This window comes from Ruegeria sp. AD9 (genome assembly GCF_056542305.1).
Genome location: NZ_JBQFZP010000005.1, coordinates 152087 through 168273, shown reverse-complemented (window position 1 = coordinate 168273; position 16187 = coordinate 152087). Strand labels below are relative to the sequence as shown.

Here is a 16187-nt window from a genome sequence, read left to right as displayed (position 1 = left end):
GCGCACCGTCCTACGCGCAGTGCCAACTGACACAGGAGTTCCGGATGCCCACATTCACTGCGCTGACCACGCTGACAGGTAAGAAAGCCGCCGAAGGTCTGGGCGAAGCGATGGAGCGTCTGGAGCCCGAACCAACCGGCGTCGGTGTGTTCGAGGTCGAAGACGGTTCGGGCCTGTGGGAAGTGGGCGGGTACTTTACCGAAGCCCCTGACGAGACCGCATTGGCCGTTCTGGCAGTTGCTTTTGAAGCCAAACCTTTTGTTGTGTCGGAAGTACCTGAAACCGATTGGGTGGCCCATGTGCGGCGAGAGCTTGCCCCGGTTGAGGCGGGCCGCTTTTTTGTCTATGGCAGCCACGATGCCGACAAGCTGCCCGACGGTCGCATTCCACTGCTGATCGAGGCGGCAATGGCCTTTGGTACCGGACATCACGGTACCACGCTGGGATGTTTGAAAGCTCTGGACCGGTTGTTGGATGAAGGGTTCAGTGCCTCGAAAGTAGCGGATATCGGTTGCGGCACGGCCGTTCTGGCCATGGCGGCAGCTCGGGTATGGGATGGCGATTTCATTGCCAGCGATATCGACGAGGTGGCCGTTGAAGTGGCCGAAGCCAACCTGAAGGCAAACGGTATGTCCGGCGCGGTTCAGTGTGTTGAAGCCGCAGGTTTCGATCATCCCGACCTCAAGGCGCACGCACCCTACGATCTGATTTTTGCCAATATCCTCAAAGGGCCTTTGGTAGCTTTATCACCCGAAATGGCAGCGAATCTCCGCCCAGGTGGGCACGCGATCCTGTCGGGAATCCTTAACGAACAGGCCGATGACGTGGTTTCCGTTTATTCACAAAACGGGTTCAATCAGACCTATCGGGCCGAGATTGGTGAGTGGACGACCCTAATTTTAACCAAACAGGGCGCGAATTAGGCCATTTGCAGGAGTTTTATAGGTTTTTGCCACGTTTTTGTCGCAATCTCTTTTTACCGTTTTCTGAATGAAGTCGAGGGGGGCGGTTTTTGGAGGCTGCCATGACGGGTAAACAACTGGAGTTCAATCAGCGCGTAAATCGCCTGAACAAGAAACACCAAAAGATGAGCCGTGGCTATCGTGCGACGATGCGCAAGGATGGCCTGGTTGTGATGAGGCCGCAGCGGGTGAGCTCGGCGGTGCCAGCAAAGGTGCTGTTGCTTACGCTTGTGGGTTTCTTCGCTTTCAAAGCATTTCTTTTGTCCCACCTTAGTCCCACCGGCTATCAATATCGGATCGACAGCCTGAACGAAGGCACACCAGTCGAAAAAGCCGGTGCCTGGGTGATGCAAATCGATCCTGTGTCGCAAGCCCTCGCCACTCAGCTGAACAAAGTTTTCTACTAATCCGCTCCCTCGGATTAAAAAAACACCGCGTACCCTTACGGTGCGCGGTGTTTTTGTGTGCCCCTCAAGGGAGGAGGAAGGGGCATATAAGTGTTGGGGTCGGTTCTTAGCGGCGACCTTCGGCAATGATGTCGATGTCACCACGGCACAGGCCGATATCATCCAGTTCGCGGTCGGTCAGACCGGTCAGCGCGTTGCGGGTTACGCGGGCGTCATTCCATTCAACTGCGGCGTTAACGGCCGATACGAAAAATGCGCCGATACGGCCAACAAGGCCGAACGAGCCAGTGGTAGCGACGCGGGTTGTGTCCAGTGCAGCCATATCCTGTTTCCTTCTGGTTAGTGTTCACATTGCATTTCTGCGATCTGCGGGGCATCTAGTGCCGTCAATTCGTTCGCACAAGTTCAGTTTTTGCATGTGTCCTATGCGTTTTCTGCAAGGCTTCACGAAGTTGTAATCCCCTTAAACAATTGGTGAAAAAGCCTTTGAGAAAGTGTCGAATTCAGACTTCACTGGGTCGCAAAACGTGCCCGAAGTCGCGCCTGAAACACGCGTGTCGTTTTCAGCCCTGGGGTCAATTCGCTTGGAAAATGTTCACGCTTCGTGCTAGGCGTTGAAAAAAGATCACACAACCCGAGCAGGCCGAGGCAAAATATGCGAATTCTGGGCATCGATCCGGGGCTTAGAACCCTGGGATGGGGCGTCATCGAATCAAATGGCAGCCGCCTGAGCCATGTGGCCAATGGATTATGCAAATCGGATGGCGACGATCTGGGCGAGCGGTTGCTGTCGCTGCACAATCAGATTGTCGAAGTGATTGCGGATCACAGGCCCGATCAGGCTGCTATCGAACAGACATTCGTGAACAAGGACGGGGCCGGAACCCTCAAGCTTGGGCAGGCGCGTGGCGTGGCGTTGCTGACGCTGGCACAGGCCGGTCTGCCGGTGGGGGAATATGCACCCAATCGGGTCAAAAAGACCGTGGTGGGCGTGGGTCATGCCGAGAAAGAGCAGGTTATGCACATGGTCAAACTGCAATTGCCGGGCTGTTTGCCGAAAGGGGCCGACGCGGCGGATGCACTGGCGATTGCAATCTGCCACGCCTATTACGGAAAGACGCAACAGGCACGTGTGAAAGAGGTGCGGGCATGATCGGAAAACTGACAGGGCGGCTGGATTATCGTGCGGCAGATCATGTGCTGATCGATGTCCGGGGCGTCGGCTATCTTGTCTATTGTTCCGACCGGACCTTGGCGGCATTGCCGGGGGTGGGCGAGGCGGTCTCGATCTACACTGACATGGTTGTCCGCGAAGACCTGATGCAGCTTTACGGGTTTCTGTCGCTTGTCGAGAAAGAGTGGCATCGCCTGCTGTGCTCGGTCCAGGGGGTCGGCGCGAAGGTGTCGCTGGCGATCCTGAGTGCATTGGGACCCGACGGTGTCAGCCGCGCAATTGCCCTGGGGGACTGGGGTGCAGTCAAGGCGGCCAAGGGCGTCGGGCCAAAAACCGCACAGCGGATCGTGTTGGACCTCAAGGACAAGGCACCCGGAGTGATGGCAATGGGCGGCACGATTGCTCAGGCGCTGGACGGCCCGGAACTTGAGGTTGTTGAGCCGAATGATTCTACATCCGCGCCGAGACGAGTATCGAAACCGCCATCGGGTGCTGCGGCCGCGTCTGCCGGGGCGTTGTCGGCGCTGGCCAATCTTGGATATGGGCCGTCCGACGCGGCGGGCGCTGTGGCTGAAGCGGCTGCAAGCCAGCCGGATGCGGACGAGGCTGATCTGATCCGCGCGGCCCTCAGGCTGCTGGCTCCGAAAGGGTAAGTGAATGGTTGACGCTGATCCCACCCTGCGCCCGGAGCCCCTGCCGGAAGACAATGACCGCGCCTTGCGTCCTCAGGGGCTTGATGAATTCATTGGTCAGGCTGAGGCGCGCGCCAACTTGCGCATCTTTATCCAGTCAGCCCGGCAACGCGGCGAGGCGATGGACCACACCTTGTTTCACGGACCTCCGGGGTTGGGCAAAACGACCCTCGCGCAGATCATGGCGCGTGAATTGGGAGTGAACTTCCGCATGACCTCTGGCCCGGTTCTGGCCAAGGCGGGGGATCTAGCGGCGATCCTGACCAATCTTGAATCGCGTGACGTGCTGTTCATCGACGAGATTCACAGGCTCAACCCTGTTGTGGAGGAAGTGCTGTACCCGGCCATGGAAGATTTCGAGCTGGATCTTGTTATCGGCGAAGGTCCTGCTGCGCGCACCGTTCGGATCGAATTGCAGCCATTCACACTGGTGGGGGCCACCACGCGGATGGGCCTGCTGACAACGCCCTTGCGTGACCGGTTTGGTATCCCGACCCGGCTTCAGTTCTACACGGTGGATGAGTTGCACGAAATCGTCACCCGGAACGCGCGGAAACTGGGCGCGCCCGCGGATAACGATGGTGCGCGCGAAATCGCGCGGCGGTCGCGTGGAACCCCGCGTATCGCCGGGCGATTGCTGAGACGCGTTGTGGATTTCGCGATTGTCGAAGGGGACGGGCGGATCACACGGGACCTGGCCGATGGTGCCTTGACCCGTCTGGGCGTTGATAATCTGGGTCTTGATGGTGCGGACCGGCGGTATCTGAAGCTGATTGCCGAAAACTACGCAGGCGGCCCGGTTGGGATTGAAACCCTGTCTGCCGCGCTGTCCGAAAGCCGTGACTCGCTTGAGGAGGTGATCGAGCCCTATTTGCTGCAACAGGGGCTAATCCAGCGTACTCCGCGCGGGCGGATGTTGGCGCAGAAGGCGTGGACGCATCTTGGGATGGCCGTGCCCAAGCGGCAAAGCGATCTGTTCGGTTGAAGCCCGCGCACTTAGATTTTATGCCTTTCGGCGAGAGTATTTTTAAAAAGATGAAGGGCTGGCGGTGACACCGGAAGAAATTGAGGCGCTGTTCACACGCGAAAGCGGCGAGTTTCTGTTTGCGCGCTGGGGGCGGCCGATAGTTCCGATCGTTTTTGGCGTTGAAGACGAGACGCTAGCCACCGTAAAGGGAGCTTTTGAAGCTGTTGTCACGCTGGCCGGTCACCAAATGGGCGAGACGGACCCTGAACTTGGCGCGAATTGCATGGTTTTCTTTTTCCGGGACTGGCAGGAGCTGCTGGAAGTACCGGACCTTGATCGTCTGGTCCCGGATCTGGAACCTTTGGTTGCACGGCTGGTCGCGGCAGATGCAAACCAGTACCGCATTTTCCGGTTCGAAGAAGATGGCGCGATCCGCGCGGCGTTTGTGTTTCTGCGCATGGACAAGGAATTGTCGAAGGTTCCGGCTGAAACCCTTGCGCTCAATCAGGTCGTGCAGACAATCTTGCTCTGGTCGGACACTGCATTTCGCAATCAATCTCCACTGGCAATCGCAGGTGAGGCCACGATCCTGCGTCCCGACATCGCGTCCTTGATCCGGGCGGCCTATGATCCGGTTTTGCCACGGGCGGCACAGGATGCCTCGCACGCGTTAAGGCTGTTTGCCCGTCTGGAGACGTTGCAATGAAACACACCTACCCCATCCGCGTGTATTATGAAGACACCGACATGGGTGGGGTTGTCTATCATGCGAACTACCTGCGCTATATCGAGCGCGCGCGTTCGGACTGGGTGCGTAATCTGGGCAATGACCAGAACGCCATGCGGGAAGAAGGCATTGTTTGGGTCGTGCGGCGGCTTGAGGCCGAGTATCTGGCGCCTGCAAGGTTCGATGATGAATTGATTGTCGAAACCGAAGTTACCGAAATCTCGGGCGTGCGTCTGACCATGGCACAGCTTGTCCGACGCGGTGAGACCGAAATATTTCGTGCAACTGTCACGGCCGTTTGCATCAATAAAGCAGGCAAGCCGATCCGTTTGCCGGCAGAGATTCGCGCATTGATGTAACAATTTGCGGACCGTGGGTGGTTCTGTTGGCTTTTCATGACCAACTGAGATAGCGTTTGGCAAAACAAGGCCAAACGAACGGCCATCAGGCAAAACAAAGAGCAGGTTCATGGAAGCTGAAACGCTGGCGCTGGCGCAGGAGATCGACTTCTCCATGTGGGGGCTGTTTGCCCGCGCGACCTTTATCGTCAAACTGGTGATGCTGGTACTTACCGGCGCATCCATCTGGTCCTGGGGGATCATCATTCAGAAGCTGATCAACTATCGCGCGGCCCGACGCGAGGCGCAGGTTTTTGATGAAAGCTTCTGGTCGGGCAACCCGTTGGATGAGTTGTTCGAGCAGATCGGAACCCAGCCGGATGGCAGTTCGGAAAAGATCTTTGCGTCAGGCATGATCGAATGGCGCAGGTCGCATCGCAATGATGGCGGGCTGATTGCCGGGGCAACCGCGCGTATCGACCGGTCGATGGATGTCGCCATCGCGAAAGAGGCGGAGACCTTGCAAAAAGGGCTTCCCATTCTGGCGACTGTTGGCTCCACGGCTCCGTTTATCGGGCTGTTTGGCACCGTCTGGGGCATCATGAATGCGTTCATCGAGATTGCCGAGCAGCAAAACACCAACCTTGCTGTGGTGGCTCCCGGCATCGCCGAGGCGTTGATGGCGACAGGGTTGGGCCTTTTGGCGGCGATCCCGGCGGTGATTTTCTACAACAAACTCAGCGCCGATAGTGACCGGATCGTTGGCGGCTATGAAGCCTTTGCGGATGAATTCGCAACCATCCTGTCGCGCCAGTTGGACAGCTGACGATGGGCGCTGCGATCCAGCAATCTTCGGGCGGCAATGGGCGCAGACGTGGTCGGCGTCGCGGTCGCGCGCAGCCGATGGCCGAGATCAATGTGACCCCTTTCGTGGATGTCATGCTGGTATTGCTGATCATCTTCATGGTGGCCGCGCCATTGCTGACGGTTGGTGTTCCGGTCGATCTGCCCAAGACCGCGGCCAGTGCGCTGCCCGGCGACAACGAAGAGCCTTTGACCGTGACTCTGACCGCAGACGGCCGCGTGCAGATCCAGACCACCGATGTGTTGCGCGAAGAGTTGATTGGCAAGCTGCGTGCCATTGCGGCAGAGCGGAGCAGCGACCGGGTTTTCCTGCGGGCCGATGGCGCAATCCCTTATGCACAGGTGATGCAGGTCATGGGTGCACTGAACGCGGGCGGTTTTTCCAACGTTGGCCTTGTGACCGATACCGGTGGGCCGACGCTGGATGAAGGTGGAGAGTGAGGTCGCACGGTGGATACCGGCACCAAGATTTCAGCGATTGCGCATGTCAGCCTGATCGGATGGGCGATGTTCGGCGGCACCTTCCGGTCCGAACCGTTGCCGATGGCTGTGCAGGATGTCTCTGTGATCACGGCTGAACAATTCGCGGCCATGACGGCCCAGCGGGATGCGCCGGAACTCCCCGAAGTGCCGACCGCGTTGCAGCAGCCGCCCGAGCCGGAGGCTGTGACCAAGCCCCCGGAACCCGAGAGTGACGAACAGCCCCGCCCTGAACCTGTTGCACCGGCTGAACCGGAACCAGAGCCAGAGCCCATCATCGTGGAAGCGCCGCCAGAACCCGAGGTTCCTGACGAGCCTCCGGTTCTGACGGAACCTCAGGTCGAACCTGTTGCACAGCCTGCGCCGCCCGGTCCGGAGGCACAGCCGCGCCCATCAGACCGCGTCGCGCCCGAGGCAATAGCTCCGCCACCGCCCGAGGCAAAGCCTGATGATCTTGAAACGCCTCCGGTATCCCTGGATGAAGGCGCAGAGATTCAACAGGAACAGCAGGATCAGACCGCGCCGCAAGAGGCAGCCCCGGAGATTGTGACTGAGGCCGAGGAAACCAAAGAACAGTCGCCCCTGACATCTCCGCGACCGCGCGTGCGCCCAAACCGGCCAAGCCCGCCGCCCAAACCCGCTGTGGCCAAAACGCCTGAGGCGACCCCTGAATCTGAGAAACAAACCGATGAAACGGCAATCAACGACGCCCTGGCCGAAGCCTTGGGCAGCGGGTCCGAACCTTCTGGCCCACCGCTGACCAGCGGAGAGAAAGACGCGATGCGACTGGCTGTCTCTGGATGTTGGAATGTGGGTTCCTTGTCCACGGATGCGCTGAACACTGTGGTTGTTGTTGCGTTTTCACTGAACCGTGATGGTACGGTCGTCGGTGGCAGTGTTCGGATGCTGGACAGCTCTGGTGGCTCGGCGGGAGCCGTTAAACAGGCCTACGAGGCTGCGCGACGCGCTATTTTGCGCTGCGGGGCCAAAGGATATGATTTGCCTGCTGACAAATACGAACATTGGCAGGATGTTGAGATTACATTTAACCCCGAGAGGATGCGGATCAAATGATGAAGCTTCTGACCAGCCTCTTTGTCGGCCTGACACTGATGTCTGCGCCGGTTTATGCACAGAACGGGCCTTTGCGCCTGGAACTGGATGAGGGGATTATCGAACCCTTGCCCTTTGCCGTTCCGAATTTTGTGCCGGACGGCCCGGCCGCAGCTCAGTTTGCGCAGGATATATCGCGCGTGGTGGCGGCTGACCTGACCGGGACCGGGTTGTTCCGCGAAATCTCCTCGGATGCGTTCATCAGCCGGGTCAGCAGCTTCGAAGCTCCGGTTCAGTTTGCGGATTGGAAGGCGATCAATGCTGACGCGCTGGTCACCGGCGCTGTCAATGTGTCCGGTCAGAAACTGACGGTCCGGTTCCGGGTGTGGGATGTGTTTTCGGGCCAGGAACTGGGCAATGGCCTTCAACTGGCAGGTACCACAGACGGGTGGCGGCGCATGGCGCACAAGGTGGCCGATCAGGTCTATAGCCGGATCACAGGTGAAGGCGGTTATTTTGACAGCCGCGTTGCCTTTGTTTCGGAAAGCGGGCCGAAGGACCAGCGCCTGAAGCGTTTGGCGATCATGGATTACGATGGCGCGAATGTGCAGTACATGACCGACAGCGCCGCAATCGTTCTGGCGCCCCGGTTCTCACCCACCGGTGACCGGCTGCTTTATACCAGTTATGAAAGCGGCAGCCCGCGCATATACGTGACTGAAATCGGGCGCCCGAAACCGCGGGAACTGAAGACGCAGGACGGGACGATGAGCTTTTCGCCTCGGTTCTCGCCGGATGGCCGGTCGATTGTCTATTCGCTGATTCAGGGCGGCAATACCGATCTGTGGAAAATGGATATCGTTTCGGGTCAAAGCACGCGCCTGACCAACACGCCCGCAATTGAAACTGCCCCCAGCTATTCACCCGACGGCAGCCGGATCGTCTTTGAAAGCGACCGCTCCGGCACGCCGCAATTGTACGTGATGGCAGCAAACGGGGGCGAGGCCACGCGGATCAGCTTTGGCGCAGGCCGCTATGGTACCCCGGTCTGGTCACCGCGCGGCGACCTGATCGCCTTTACCAAGCAGAACCAGGGCCGGTTCCATATCGGCGTGATGCGCATCGACGGGTCAGAAGAACGTTTGCTGACAGCCTCTTTCCTGGATGAAGGCCCCACCTGGTCGCCCAATGGCCGGGTCATCATGTTCACCCGCGAAACGCAGGGGGCCAGTGGTAGGGCATCGCTTTACTCGGTGGATATCTCGGGCAGGAACCTGCGCCCGGTACGTACACCGGACGGCGGCAGTGATCCGTCCTGGGGCCCATTGCAGAATTGATCGCAGCAAAGTTCACAACAAATCGTCCCTGTGGTAGACAGGCGGCAATAAACATAACACGAGGCACCTGAAATGAACGTATTGAGCAAAGTTCTGGCGCTGGGCGCGCTGAGTGTGATCGCCGCCTGCACAAACAATGACCCCTCTGCCTTGGGTGGCGGTAGTGGCAGTGGCGTAGGATCCATTGTCCCCGGATCACCGAGTGATCCACGCTCACCCGCGTATTTCCAGCAAACGGTCGGGGACCGTGTCCTGTTTGCCGTTGACCAGTCGACGCTGTCGCCCGAGGCGCAAACAGTGTTGCAGGGGCAGGCGGACTGGCTGCTGGCCAATCCGGATTTTGTCGCAACGATCGAAGGCCACGCGGATGAGCAGGGCACGCGGGAATATAACCTTGCGCTGGGCGCACGCCGGGCGAACGCTGCGCGTGAGTACCTGATTTCGCGCGGCGTCGCGGGCAGCCGCCTGAACACCGTGAGCTATGGCAAGGAACGCCCGATCGAGATTTGCAGTACTGAGGAATGTTATTCCAAGAACCGTCGTGCAGTAACGGTTCTGACCGGGTCAACTCTGGGGTAAGATGATGCGCATTGCAGGATGGGTTTTGGCGGCGGTTGTGGCGACGGCTGGTGTAGCACAGGCACAGGATCAACAGACCCTTGCGGACATCCGTCAGGAACTGACGGTGCTGTACGTGGAAATTCAGCGTTTGAAACGCGAATTTTCCACTACGGGTTCACCCGCACCAAACCTGTCCGGCAGTTCGGTCCTTGAACGGGTGGATGCCATCGAGGCCGAATTGCAGCGCCTGACCCGCCAGACCGAGCAATTGAACCAGCGGGTGCAGAACATTGTCACCGACGGCACCAACCGTATCGGTGACCTTGAGTTCCGGCTGGTTGAACTGGAAGGCGGCGATTTGTCGACGTTGGGTGAGACCTCGACATTGGGTGGTGACACGGCCACTGTGATAACCGGACCAACAAGTATCGAAACGCCAACGGCGACCGATAATGGTGAACTTGCCATAGGTGAGCGTGCTGATTTTGATGCTGCTTCGCAAGCGTTGGCCGATGGCGATTTCCAGACTGCTGCCACGTTGTTTGCGCAGTTTGAAACAAGCTATCCCGGCAGTCCGCTGGCGCCCGAAGCCAACCTGAAACGCGGTCATGCCCTAGAAGGGATTGGCGACACACGCGAAGCGGCCCGAGCATTTCTGGCCAGCTTCACGGGTGATTCCGAGGGCGCATTTGCACCCGAGGCGCTGTACGAACTGGGCGCGGCGCTTGGCCGTTTGGGACAGACCGATCAGGCCTGCATCACGCTTAATGAGGTCGGAGTACGCTTTCCTTCTGCGCCAGAGTTTTCGAGCGCCACGCAGGAGATGACCGCGTTGGGATGTACTTGAACCATCACTCCGGCAAACTACTTGCAGACCTGCGCGCCCGGCTACCCGAAACACTTCCGCGCAAGTTGGGGATAGCAGTTTCGGGAGGCGGGGATTCCGTCGCCTTGATGCATCTTTTGCATCAGGTGGCGCAAGATGAGGCCATCACTCTTTTCGTTGCCACGGTCGACCACGGGTTGCGCCCCGAATCCGCGCGCGAGGCCGAAACGGTATCCCGGCAGGCTGCTGCGTTGGGGATGCCTCATGACACGCTGCGTTGGTCGGGATGGGACGGTACCGGCAACTTGCAGGACCGCGCACGTCAGGCGCGGTATGATTTGTTATCCGAATGGGCAAAGGGCCGCGGAATCGATGCCATTGCGCTGGGCCACACCGCAGATGATCAGGCGGAAACACTGTTGATGCGGTTGGGCCGATCATCCGGGGTCACGGGCCTGTCCGGAATGGCGGCTATTCGGAAACAGCGGGGGCTGACGATACTGCGCCCGATGCTGGGGATTGCCCGTGAACAGCTGCGCACCTATCTGACTGGGGCTGGCGTGGCATGGGTGGACGACCCTTCGAATCAGGATGCCCGTTTCGATCGGATCAAGGCGCGCGAAGCTTTGGGTGGTCTAGAACCTTTGGGAATTGATGCGCTTTCATTGTCCCGCGTGGCTGACAATCTGGCGCAGGCACACACGGCACTTGGCATCTGTGCGCAAGAATCCGCACGGTCCGTGGCGCAAGTGGATCAAAGTGACGTGAGGGTGAACCGGGCCGGATTTGCCGCGTTGCCCCTTGAGATTCGGCGCCGTGTCCTGCTGGGAATCCTCTCGTGGGTTGCCGGGTCGGGTTATCCCCCGCGTCAGGCGGCAGTGGATCGGGCGATGGATGCAGTTGCGAATGGGCAATCGGCGTCAGTGGGCGGTTGTCTTATTGTTCCACACGGCGGGAGTGTTTGGATTTGCAGGGAATTTAATGCCGTGAAATCTCAGTTGGCCGCACCCGGTGCTGTGTGGGATGGCAAATGGCGGCTGAGCGGACCGGCAACAATGGGCGCAGAAATCCGTGCTTTGGGGGGTGAGGGGTTGCAACAGGTGCCCGAGTGGCGGGCAACCGGGCGTCCCAGGATAGCTTTGACAGCGACGCCTGCGGTTTGGAATGCGGATAGGGTGCTGGCCGCCCCGCTTGCGGGTCTCGCGAATGGTTGGCATGCCAGTCTTGCGTCAGATTGGCCCGAGTTCCACACATCTTTTTTATCGCATTGAACATACGACAATCCTCTCTATTTTAGAAGGTAACTTGGCAGCGTCTCACCTGCCGGAACTTTTAGGAGAATTTCCTTGGGCAACGCTCGCAATATCGCGTTTTGGGTCGTTTTGTTCCTGCTCATCCTTGCACTGTTCAATCTGTTCAGTGGACCGGGCGGAACGCTTCAGAGCAACGAGAAAACCTATTCCGACTTTGTCGGTGCCGTCCAAAGCGGTGAAGTCAAGAATGTGACCCTGGATGGTGAGCAGATTCGCTATACCCTGCAAAGCGGTGCCAGCTATGTCACGATCAAACCCGGCGACGCCGAAGTGACCAAGCTTCTGATCGAGGAAAACATACCAGTCCAGGCCGTAAAACAGCAGCAATCAGGGTTTCAATCGTTCCTGATCACGCTGCTGCCTTTCCTGCTGCTGATTGGTGTCTGGGTCTATTTCATGAACCGGATGCAGGGCGGCGGCAAAGGTGGCGCGATGGGCTTTGGCAAATCCAAGGCCAAGATGCTGACTGAAAAGCATGGCCGCGTGACCTTTGATGATGTTGCCGGTATCGACGAAGCCAAGGAAGAGCTGGAAGAGATTGTCGAGTTCCTGCGAAACCCGCAGAAGTTCAGCCGCCTTGGTGGCAAGATCCCCAAGGGCGCGCTGCTGGTTGGCCCTCCGGGTACCGGTAAGACGCTGCTGGCCCGTGCCATTGCGGGTGAGGCGGGCGTGCCGTTCTTCACCATCTCGGGTTCGGATTTTGTCGAAATGTTCGTTGGTGTGGGTGCGTCTCGCGTGCGCGACATGTTCGAGCAAGCGAAAAAGAATGCGCCCTGTATCGTGTTTATCGATGAGATTGACGCTGTGGGTCGTCATCGCGGCGCCGGGTATGGCGGCGGCAATGACGAGCGTGAACAAACGCTCAACCAGTTGCTGGTCGAAATGGACGGGTTTGAGGCCAACGAAGGTGTGATCATTCTGGCAGCCACCAACCGCAAGGACGTTCTGGACCCTGCGCTGCTGCGACCGGGCCGGTTCGACCGTCAGGTCACAGTCGGCAACCCGGACATCAAGGGCCGCGAGAAAATTCTGGGCGTTCACGCACGCAAGACGCCGCTGGGCCCCGATGTAGATCTGCGCATCATCGCGCGCGGTACGCCGGGCTTCTCGGGTGCGGATCTGGCCAACCTCGTGAACGAGGCCGCGTTGATGGCGGCGCGCGTGGGCCGTCGCTTTGTCACCATGGAAGATTTTGAAAACGCCAAGGACAAGGTGATGATGGGGGCCGAGCGCCGCTCGATGGTGCTGACTCAGGATCAGAAAGAAAAAACAGCCTATCACGAAGCGGGTCATGCTGTTGTTGGTATGTCTCTGCCCATGTGCGATCCAGTCTACAAGGCGACCATCATACCGCGCGGCGGCGCGCTGGGCATGGTGGTTTCGCTGCCGGAAATGGATCGCCTGAACTATCACCGGGATGAGTGCGAACAAAAGCTGGCGATGACCATGGCGGGTAAAGCTGCCGAAGTCATCAAGTATGGCGAAGATCACGTGTCGAACGGTCCTGCCGGGGACATCATGCAGGCCAGCCAACTGGCACGCGCCATGGTGATGCGCTGGGGTATGTCGGACAAGGTCGGCAATATCGACTATGCCGAGGCGCATGAGGGATACCAGGGCAATACTGCCGGGTTCTCGGTATCGGCTCATACCAAGGAACTGATTGAAGAAGAGGTAAAGCGCCTGATCCAGCAAGGCTATGAACAGGCGCACAAGATTCTGACCGATCATAACGAAGAATGGGAACGTCTGGCCCAAGGTTTGCTGGAATACGAAACGCTGACCGGTGACGAAATCAAACGCGTCATGAACGGGGAATCGCCCGGCGACAGCGATGACCGGAACGACAAGTCGGACGAGGGCAGTGCGCCCAGCGTCACAGCCATCCCCAAGACCAAGGCCAAGAAATCACCGCCTGAGGGCGGGATGGAACCTGAACCGACAGCATAACCAGCAAGAACCCGGGCTCTGACCCGGGTTTTTTCTCTTTCCATCAGAGCGTTACTGGGCATTATGCGCTGGCAGACACCAATGGGTAGGGAAGCGCGTATGCCGTTTTTGCGGGAAACCGAATTTGCAGCCGAAGTCGTTTGGCTGGGCCTTGTTCCTGCCGGCGGATCGCTTCGTGCCAAGCCCGTGGAGTTGCTGGATCTTGGGTTTGAGGGCGCGAAAGGCGAACGGCACGAAGGTCTGAACCGTGCGTCCTGTGTTCGGGTCTCGAACCTCTATCCCAAGGGCACTGAAATCCGCAATGTTCGTCAACTTTCGGTGCTGTCTTTGGAAGAGTTGCAGCAGATCGCGCAGAACATGGGGCTGGACCAGCTTGACCCGTCTTATCTGGGCGTATCCATAGTGCTGAAAGGTGTTCCGGATTTCTCGCACATTCCGCCGTCCTCGCGCCTTCAGGCGGTCAACGGGCTGACGATCACTGTGGATATGGAAAACGCACCCTGCGTATTGCCTGGACGCGAAATCGAAGCGGATCATCAGGGGTATGGTGCAGGGTTCAAACCCGCTGCCGTCGGGCGCCGGGGTGTCACGGGCTGGGTCGAACGTCCCGGGCGCATTCAACTGGGCGATCACCTCAAGCTCTTTGTTCCGGACCAGCCTGCCTGGAGCCCTGAAAATATGCAGGTTTCCGATTAGTTACCGATGAAGTGACCTGACGACGCTTCGCGACGCCAGAATGTCGGAATCCATGGCTAATCAGATTGTACACAAGGGTATGGAATGCGTAGCGCCGACGTTAGACGTCGGTTTTGCACGGTATTCAATCAAGGACCCCGGCCAATGAGCTATAAATCCGACATCGAAATTGCGCGTGAAGCGAATAAGAAGCCGATCCAGGAGATCGGCGCGAAGCTTGGAATATCCAGTGATGATCTGTTGCCGTATGGGCATGACAAGGCGAAGGTGAGCCAGGAGTTCATCAACTCGGTGCAGGGTCGTGAGGACGGCAAGCTGGTGCTGGTGACGGCGATCAACCCGACGCCTGCGGGTGAGGGCAAGACGACCACAACGGTTGGTCTGGGTGACGGTCTGAACCGGATCGGCAAGAATGCGATGATCTGTATCCGCGAGGCCTCGCTGGGTCCGAACTTCGGCATGAAGGGCGGCGCTGCGGGGGGCGGCTATGCGCAGGTTGTTCCGATGGAAGAGATGAACCTGCACTTCACCGGCGATTTCCACGCGATCACCTCGGCCCATTCGCTGCTGTCGGCGATGATCGACAACCACATCTACTGGGGCAATGAATGCGAGATCGACACTCGCCGGGTCGCATGGCGTCGTGTGGTCGACATGAACGACCGCGCCCTGCGCCAGATCACTGCCAGCCTGGGCGGCGTGTCGAACGGGTTCCCGCGCGAAACAGGTTTTGACATCACAGTGGCGTCCGAGGTTATGGCGATCCTGTGCCTGTCAAACGACCTGAAGGATCTGGAAAAGCGTCTGGGTGATATCATCGTGGCTTATCGCCGCGACAAGACGCCGGTCTATTGCCGCGACATCAAGGCCGAAGGCGCGATGACCGTTCTGCTGAAAGACGCAATGCAGCCGAACCTGGTGCAGACGCTGGAAAACAACCCGGCCTTTGTCCACGGTGGCCCGTTTGCCAACATCGCGCATGGCTGCAACTCGGTCATTGCCACAAAGACCGCGCTGAAAGTGGCTGACTATGTGGTGACAGAGGCGGGCTTTGGCGCCGATCTGGGTGCCGAGAAGTTCATGAACATCAAGTGCCGCAAGGCGGGCATTGCGCCCTCTGCCGTGGTTCTGGTTGCCACCGTGCGCGCGATGAAGATGAATGGCGGCGTCGCCAAAGCCGATCTGGGCGCGGAAAACGTCGCCGCGGTCAAGGCAGGCTGCGCCAACCTGGGCCGTCACATCGAGAACGTGAAGTCGTTCGGTGTGCCGGTTGTTGTCGCCATCAACCACTTTGTCACCGACACCGATGCCGAGGTTCAGGCGGTGAAGGATTATTGCGCCTCTCACGGGGTCGAGGCGATTCTGTCGCGCCACTGGGAACTGGGCTCGGAAGGGTCTGCTGATCTGGCCCGCAAAGTTGTGGAGATCGTCGAAGGGGGCTCTGCGAACTTCGCGCCGATCTACCCCGACGAGATGCCGCTGTTTGAGAAGATTGAAACCATCGCCAAGCGCATCTACCGCGCCGACGAGGTTCTGGCCGACAACAAGATCCGCACGCAGCTGAAAGAATGGGAAGCAGCGGGGTATGGCAACCTGCCGGTCTGCATGGCGAAAACCCAGTACAGCTTCTCGACCGACCCGAGCCTGCGGGGCGCGCCCACCGGCCATTCGGTCCCGGTGCGTGAGGTCCGCCTGAGCGCGGGTGCGGGCTTTATCGTGGTTGTCTGCGGTGAGATCATGACCATGCCGGGCCTGCCCCGCAAACCGGCCGCGGAAACCATCTGCCTCAATGACGCAGGTGAGATCGAGGGCTTGTTCTAAGTCGCTGAATAAGACATTT

General features: G+C 58.9%; 18 protein-coding genes. 17 read left to right on the top strand and 1 reads right to left on the bottom strand.

Annotated elements, in window-relative coordinates:
* The first annotated feature begins 44 nt into the window (after positions 1-44).
* Complete coding sequence (locus ACR0AM_RS09810; protein ID WP_267364117.1) at positions 45-923, top strand: 50S ribosomal protein L11 methyltransferase; 879 nt, start codon at positions 45-47, stop codon at positions 921-923.
* 101 nt (positions 924-1024) lie between these two features.
* Positions 1025-1369 (top strand): hypothetical protein, encoded by a 345-nt coding sequence (locus ACR0AM_RS09805; RefSeq protein WP_480518806.1) that lies wholly within the window; start codon positions 1025-1027, stop codon positions 1367-1369.
* Between the two features lie 106 nt (positions 1370-1475).
* Here ACR0AM_RS09805 and ACR0AM_RS09800 read toward each other — a convergent pair whose 3' ends face one another.
* Positions 1476-1691, bottom strand: a complete 216-nt coding sequence (locus ACR0AM_RS09800) for a DUF1127 domain-containing protein (RefSeq protein WP_480483975.1) — start codon at positions 1689-1691, stop codon at positions 1476-1478.
* A 333-nt stretch (positions 1692-2024) separates the two neighbouring features.
* On the opposite strand from ACR0AM_RS09800, the gene ruvC reads away from it, so the two are divergent.
* The 15 genes from ruvC to ACR0AM_RS09725 all read left to right on the top strand — a co-directional run bounded on the left by ruvC (position 2025) and on the right by ACR0AM_RS09725 (position 16168).
* Positions 2025-2522 carry a crossover junction endodeoxyribonuclease RuvC gene (gene ruvC / locus ACR0AM_RS09795; protein ID WP_480473737.1) on the top strand — a complete coding sequence of 166 codons (498 nt, stop codon included), beginning with the start codon at positions 2025-2027 and terminating at the stop codon, positions 2520-2522.
* On the top strand, positions 2519-3196 hold the full coding sequence (gene ruvA, locus ACR0AM_RS09790; RefSeq protein ID WP_480622772.1) for a Holliday junction branch migration protein RuvA: 678 nt from the start codon (positions 2519-2521) through the stop codon (positions 3194-3196). The genes ruvC and ruvA overlap by 4 nt, the downstream gene beginning before the upstream one ends.
* Positions 3197-3200: 4 nt before the next feature.
* A complete protein-coding gene (gene ruvB / locus ACR0AM_RS09785; RefSeq protein WP_480605015.1) occupies positions 3201-4220 on the top strand; it encodes a Holliday junction branch migration DNA helicase RuvB in 1020 nt (339 codons plus the stop codon).
* 64 nt (positions 4221-4284) lie between these two features.
* Positions 4285-4908: a hypothetical protein gene (locus tag ACR0AM_RS09780; protein WP_480622771.1), complete on the top strand. Its 624-nt coding sequence runs from the start codon at positions 4285-4287 to the stop codon at positions 4906-4908.
* On the top strand, positions 4905-5288 hold the full coding sequence (ybgC, locus tag ACR0AM_RS09775) for a tol-pal system-associated acyl-CoA thioesterase (protein ID WP_480518814.1): 384 nt from the start codon (positions 4905-4907) through the stop codon (positions 5286-5288). The genes ACR0AM_RS09780 and ybgC overlap by 4 nt, the downstream gene beginning before the upstream one ends.
* A 109-nt stretch (positions 5289-5397) precedes the next feature.
* On the top strand, positions 5398-6093 hold the full coding sequence (tolQ, locus tag ACR0AM_RS09770) for a protein TolQ (protein WP_209505518.1): 696 nt from the start codon (positions 5398-5400) through the stop codon (positions 6091-6093).
* A gap of 2 nt (positions 6094-6095) precedes the next feature.
* On the top strand, positions 6096-6572 hold the full coding sequence (tolR, locus tag ACR0AM_RS09765; RefSeq protein ID WP_480473731.1) for a protein TolR: 477 nt from the start codon (positions 6096-6098) through the stop codon (positions 6570-6572).
* Positions 6573-6581: 9 nt separating this feature from the next.
* The gene (locus tag ACR0AM_RS09760) at positions 6582-7685 is read left to right on the top strand and encodes an energy transducer TonB (protein WP_480622770.1); all 1104 of its coding nucleotides are present in this window, start codon (positions 6582-6584) and stop codon (positions 7683-7685) included.
* Positions 7682-9001 carry a Tol-Pal system beta propeller repeat protein TolB gene (tolB, locus tag ACR0AM_RS09755; RefSeq protein ID WP_480507044.1) on the top strand — a complete coding sequence of 440 codons (1320 nt, stop codon included), beginning with the start codon at positions 7682-7684 and terminating at the stop codon, positions 8999-9001. Before ACR0AM_RS09760 ends, tolB begins: the two co-directional genes overlap by 4 nt.
* A gap of 72 nt (positions 9002-9073) precedes the next feature.
* Positions 9074-9580 carry a peptidoglycan-associated lipoprotein Pal gene (pal, locus tag ACR0AM_RS09750; protein WP_480622769.1) on the top strand — a complete coding sequence of 169 codons (507 nt, stop codon included), beginning with the start codon at positions 9074-9076 and terminating at the stop codon, positions 9578-9580.
* A 4-nt stretch (positions 9581-9584) separates the two neighbouring features.
* Positions 9585-10409, top strand: coding sequence for a tol-pal system protein YbgF (gene ybgF, locus ACR0AM_RS09745; RefSeq protein ID WP_480622845.1), 825 nt, complete (start codon positions 9585-9587; stop codon positions 10407-10409).
* Positions 10400-11659 carry a tRNA lysidine(34) synthetase TilS gene (gene tilS, locus ACR0AM_RS09740; RefSeq protein WP_480622768.1) on the top strand — a complete coding sequence of 420 codons (1260 nt, stop codon included), beginning with the start codon at positions 10400-10402 and terminating at the stop codon, positions 11657-11659. The genes ybgF and tilS overlap by 10 nt, the downstream gene beginning before the upstream one ends.
* A 75-nt stretch (positions 11660-11734) precedes the next feature.
* Positions 11735-13651 (top strand): ATP-dependent zinc metalloprotease FtsH, encoded by a 1917-nt coding sequence (ftsH, locus tag ACR0AM_RS09735; protein ID WP_480605005.1) that lies wholly within the window; start codon positions 11735-11737, stop codon positions 13649-13651.
* Positions 13652-13750: 99 nt separating this feature from the next.
* Positions 13751-14347 (top strand): MOSC domain-containing protein, encoded by a 597-nt coding sequence (locus tag ACR0AM_RS09730; RefSeq protein ID WP_480622767.1) that lies wholly within the window; start codon positions 13751-13753, stop codon positions 14345-14347.
* A gap of 144 nt (positions 14348-14491) precedes the next feature.
* Positions 14492-16168, top strand: coding sequence for a formate--tetrahydrofolate ligase (locus ACR0AM_RS09725; protein WP_480478522.1), 1677 nt, complete (start codon positions 14492-14494; stop codon positions 16166-16168).
* Positions 16169-16187: the final 19 nt, after the last annotated feature.

What these genes read in the sequence shown, in the direction of transcription:
- ACR0AM_RS09810 (WP_267364117.1), top strand. Translation starts at nt 45, where the DNA reads ATGCCCACATTCACTGCGCTGACCACGCTGACAGGTAAGAAAGCCGCC.
- ACR0AM_RS09805 (WP_480518806.1), top strand. Translation starts at nt 1,025, where the DNA reads ATGACGGGTAAACAACTGGAGTTCAATCAGCGCGTAAATCGCCTGAAC.
- ACR0AM_RS09800 (WP_480483975.1), bottom strand. Translation starts at nt 1,691, where the DNA reads ATGGCTGCACTGGACACAACCCGCGTCGCTACCACTGGCTCGTTCGGC.
- ruvC (WP_480473737.1), top strand. Translation starts at nt 2,025, where the DNA reads ATGCGAATTCTGGGCATCGATCCGGGGCTTAGAACCCTGGGATGGGGC.
- ruvA (WP_480622772.1), top strand. Translation starts at nt 2,519, where the DNA reads ATGATCGGAAAACTGACAGGGCGGCTGGATTATCGTGCGGCAGATCAT.
- ruvB (WP_480605015.1), top strand. Translation starts at nt 3,201, where the DNA reads ATGGTTGACGCTGATCCCACCCTGCGCCCGGAGCCCCTGCCGGAAGAC.
- ybgC (WP_480518814.1), top strand. Translation starts at nt 4,905, where the DNA reads ATGAAACACACCTACCCCATCCGCGTGTATTATGAAGACACCGACATG.
- tolQ (WP_209505518.1), top strand. Translation starts at nt 5,398, where the DNA reads ATGGAAGCTGAAACGCTGGCGCTGGCGCAGGAGATCGACTTCTCCATG.
- tolR (WP_480473731.1), top strand. Translation starts at nt 6,096, where the DNA reads ATGGGCGCTGCGATCCAGCAATCTTCGGGCGGCAATGGGCGCAGACGT.
- tolB (WP_480507044.1), top strand. Translation starts at nt 7,682, where the DNA reads ATGATGAAGCTTCTGACCAGCCTCTTTGTCGGCCTGACACTGATGTCT.
- pal (WP_480622769.1), top strand. Translation starts at nt 9,074, where the DNA reads ATGAACGTATTGAGCAAAGTTCTGGCGCTGGGCGCGCTGAGTGTGATC.
- ybgF (WP_480622845.1), top strand. Translation starts at nt 9,585, where the DNA reads ATGCGCATTGCAGGATGGGTTTTGGCGGCGGTTGTGGCGACGGCTGGT.
- tilS (WP_480622768.1), top strand. Translation starts at nt 10,400, where the DNA reads ATGTACTTGAACCATCACTCCGGCAAACTACTTGCAGACCTGCGCGCC.
- ACR0AM_RS09730 (WP_480622767.1), top strand. Translation starts at nt 13,751, where the DNA reads ATGCCGTTTTTGCGGGAAACCGAATTTGCAGCCGAAGTCGTTTGGCTG.
- ACR0AM_RS09725 (WP_480478522.1), top strand. Translation starts at nt 14,492, where the DNA reads ATGAGCTATAAATCCGACATCGAAATTGCGCGTGAAGCGAATAAGAAG.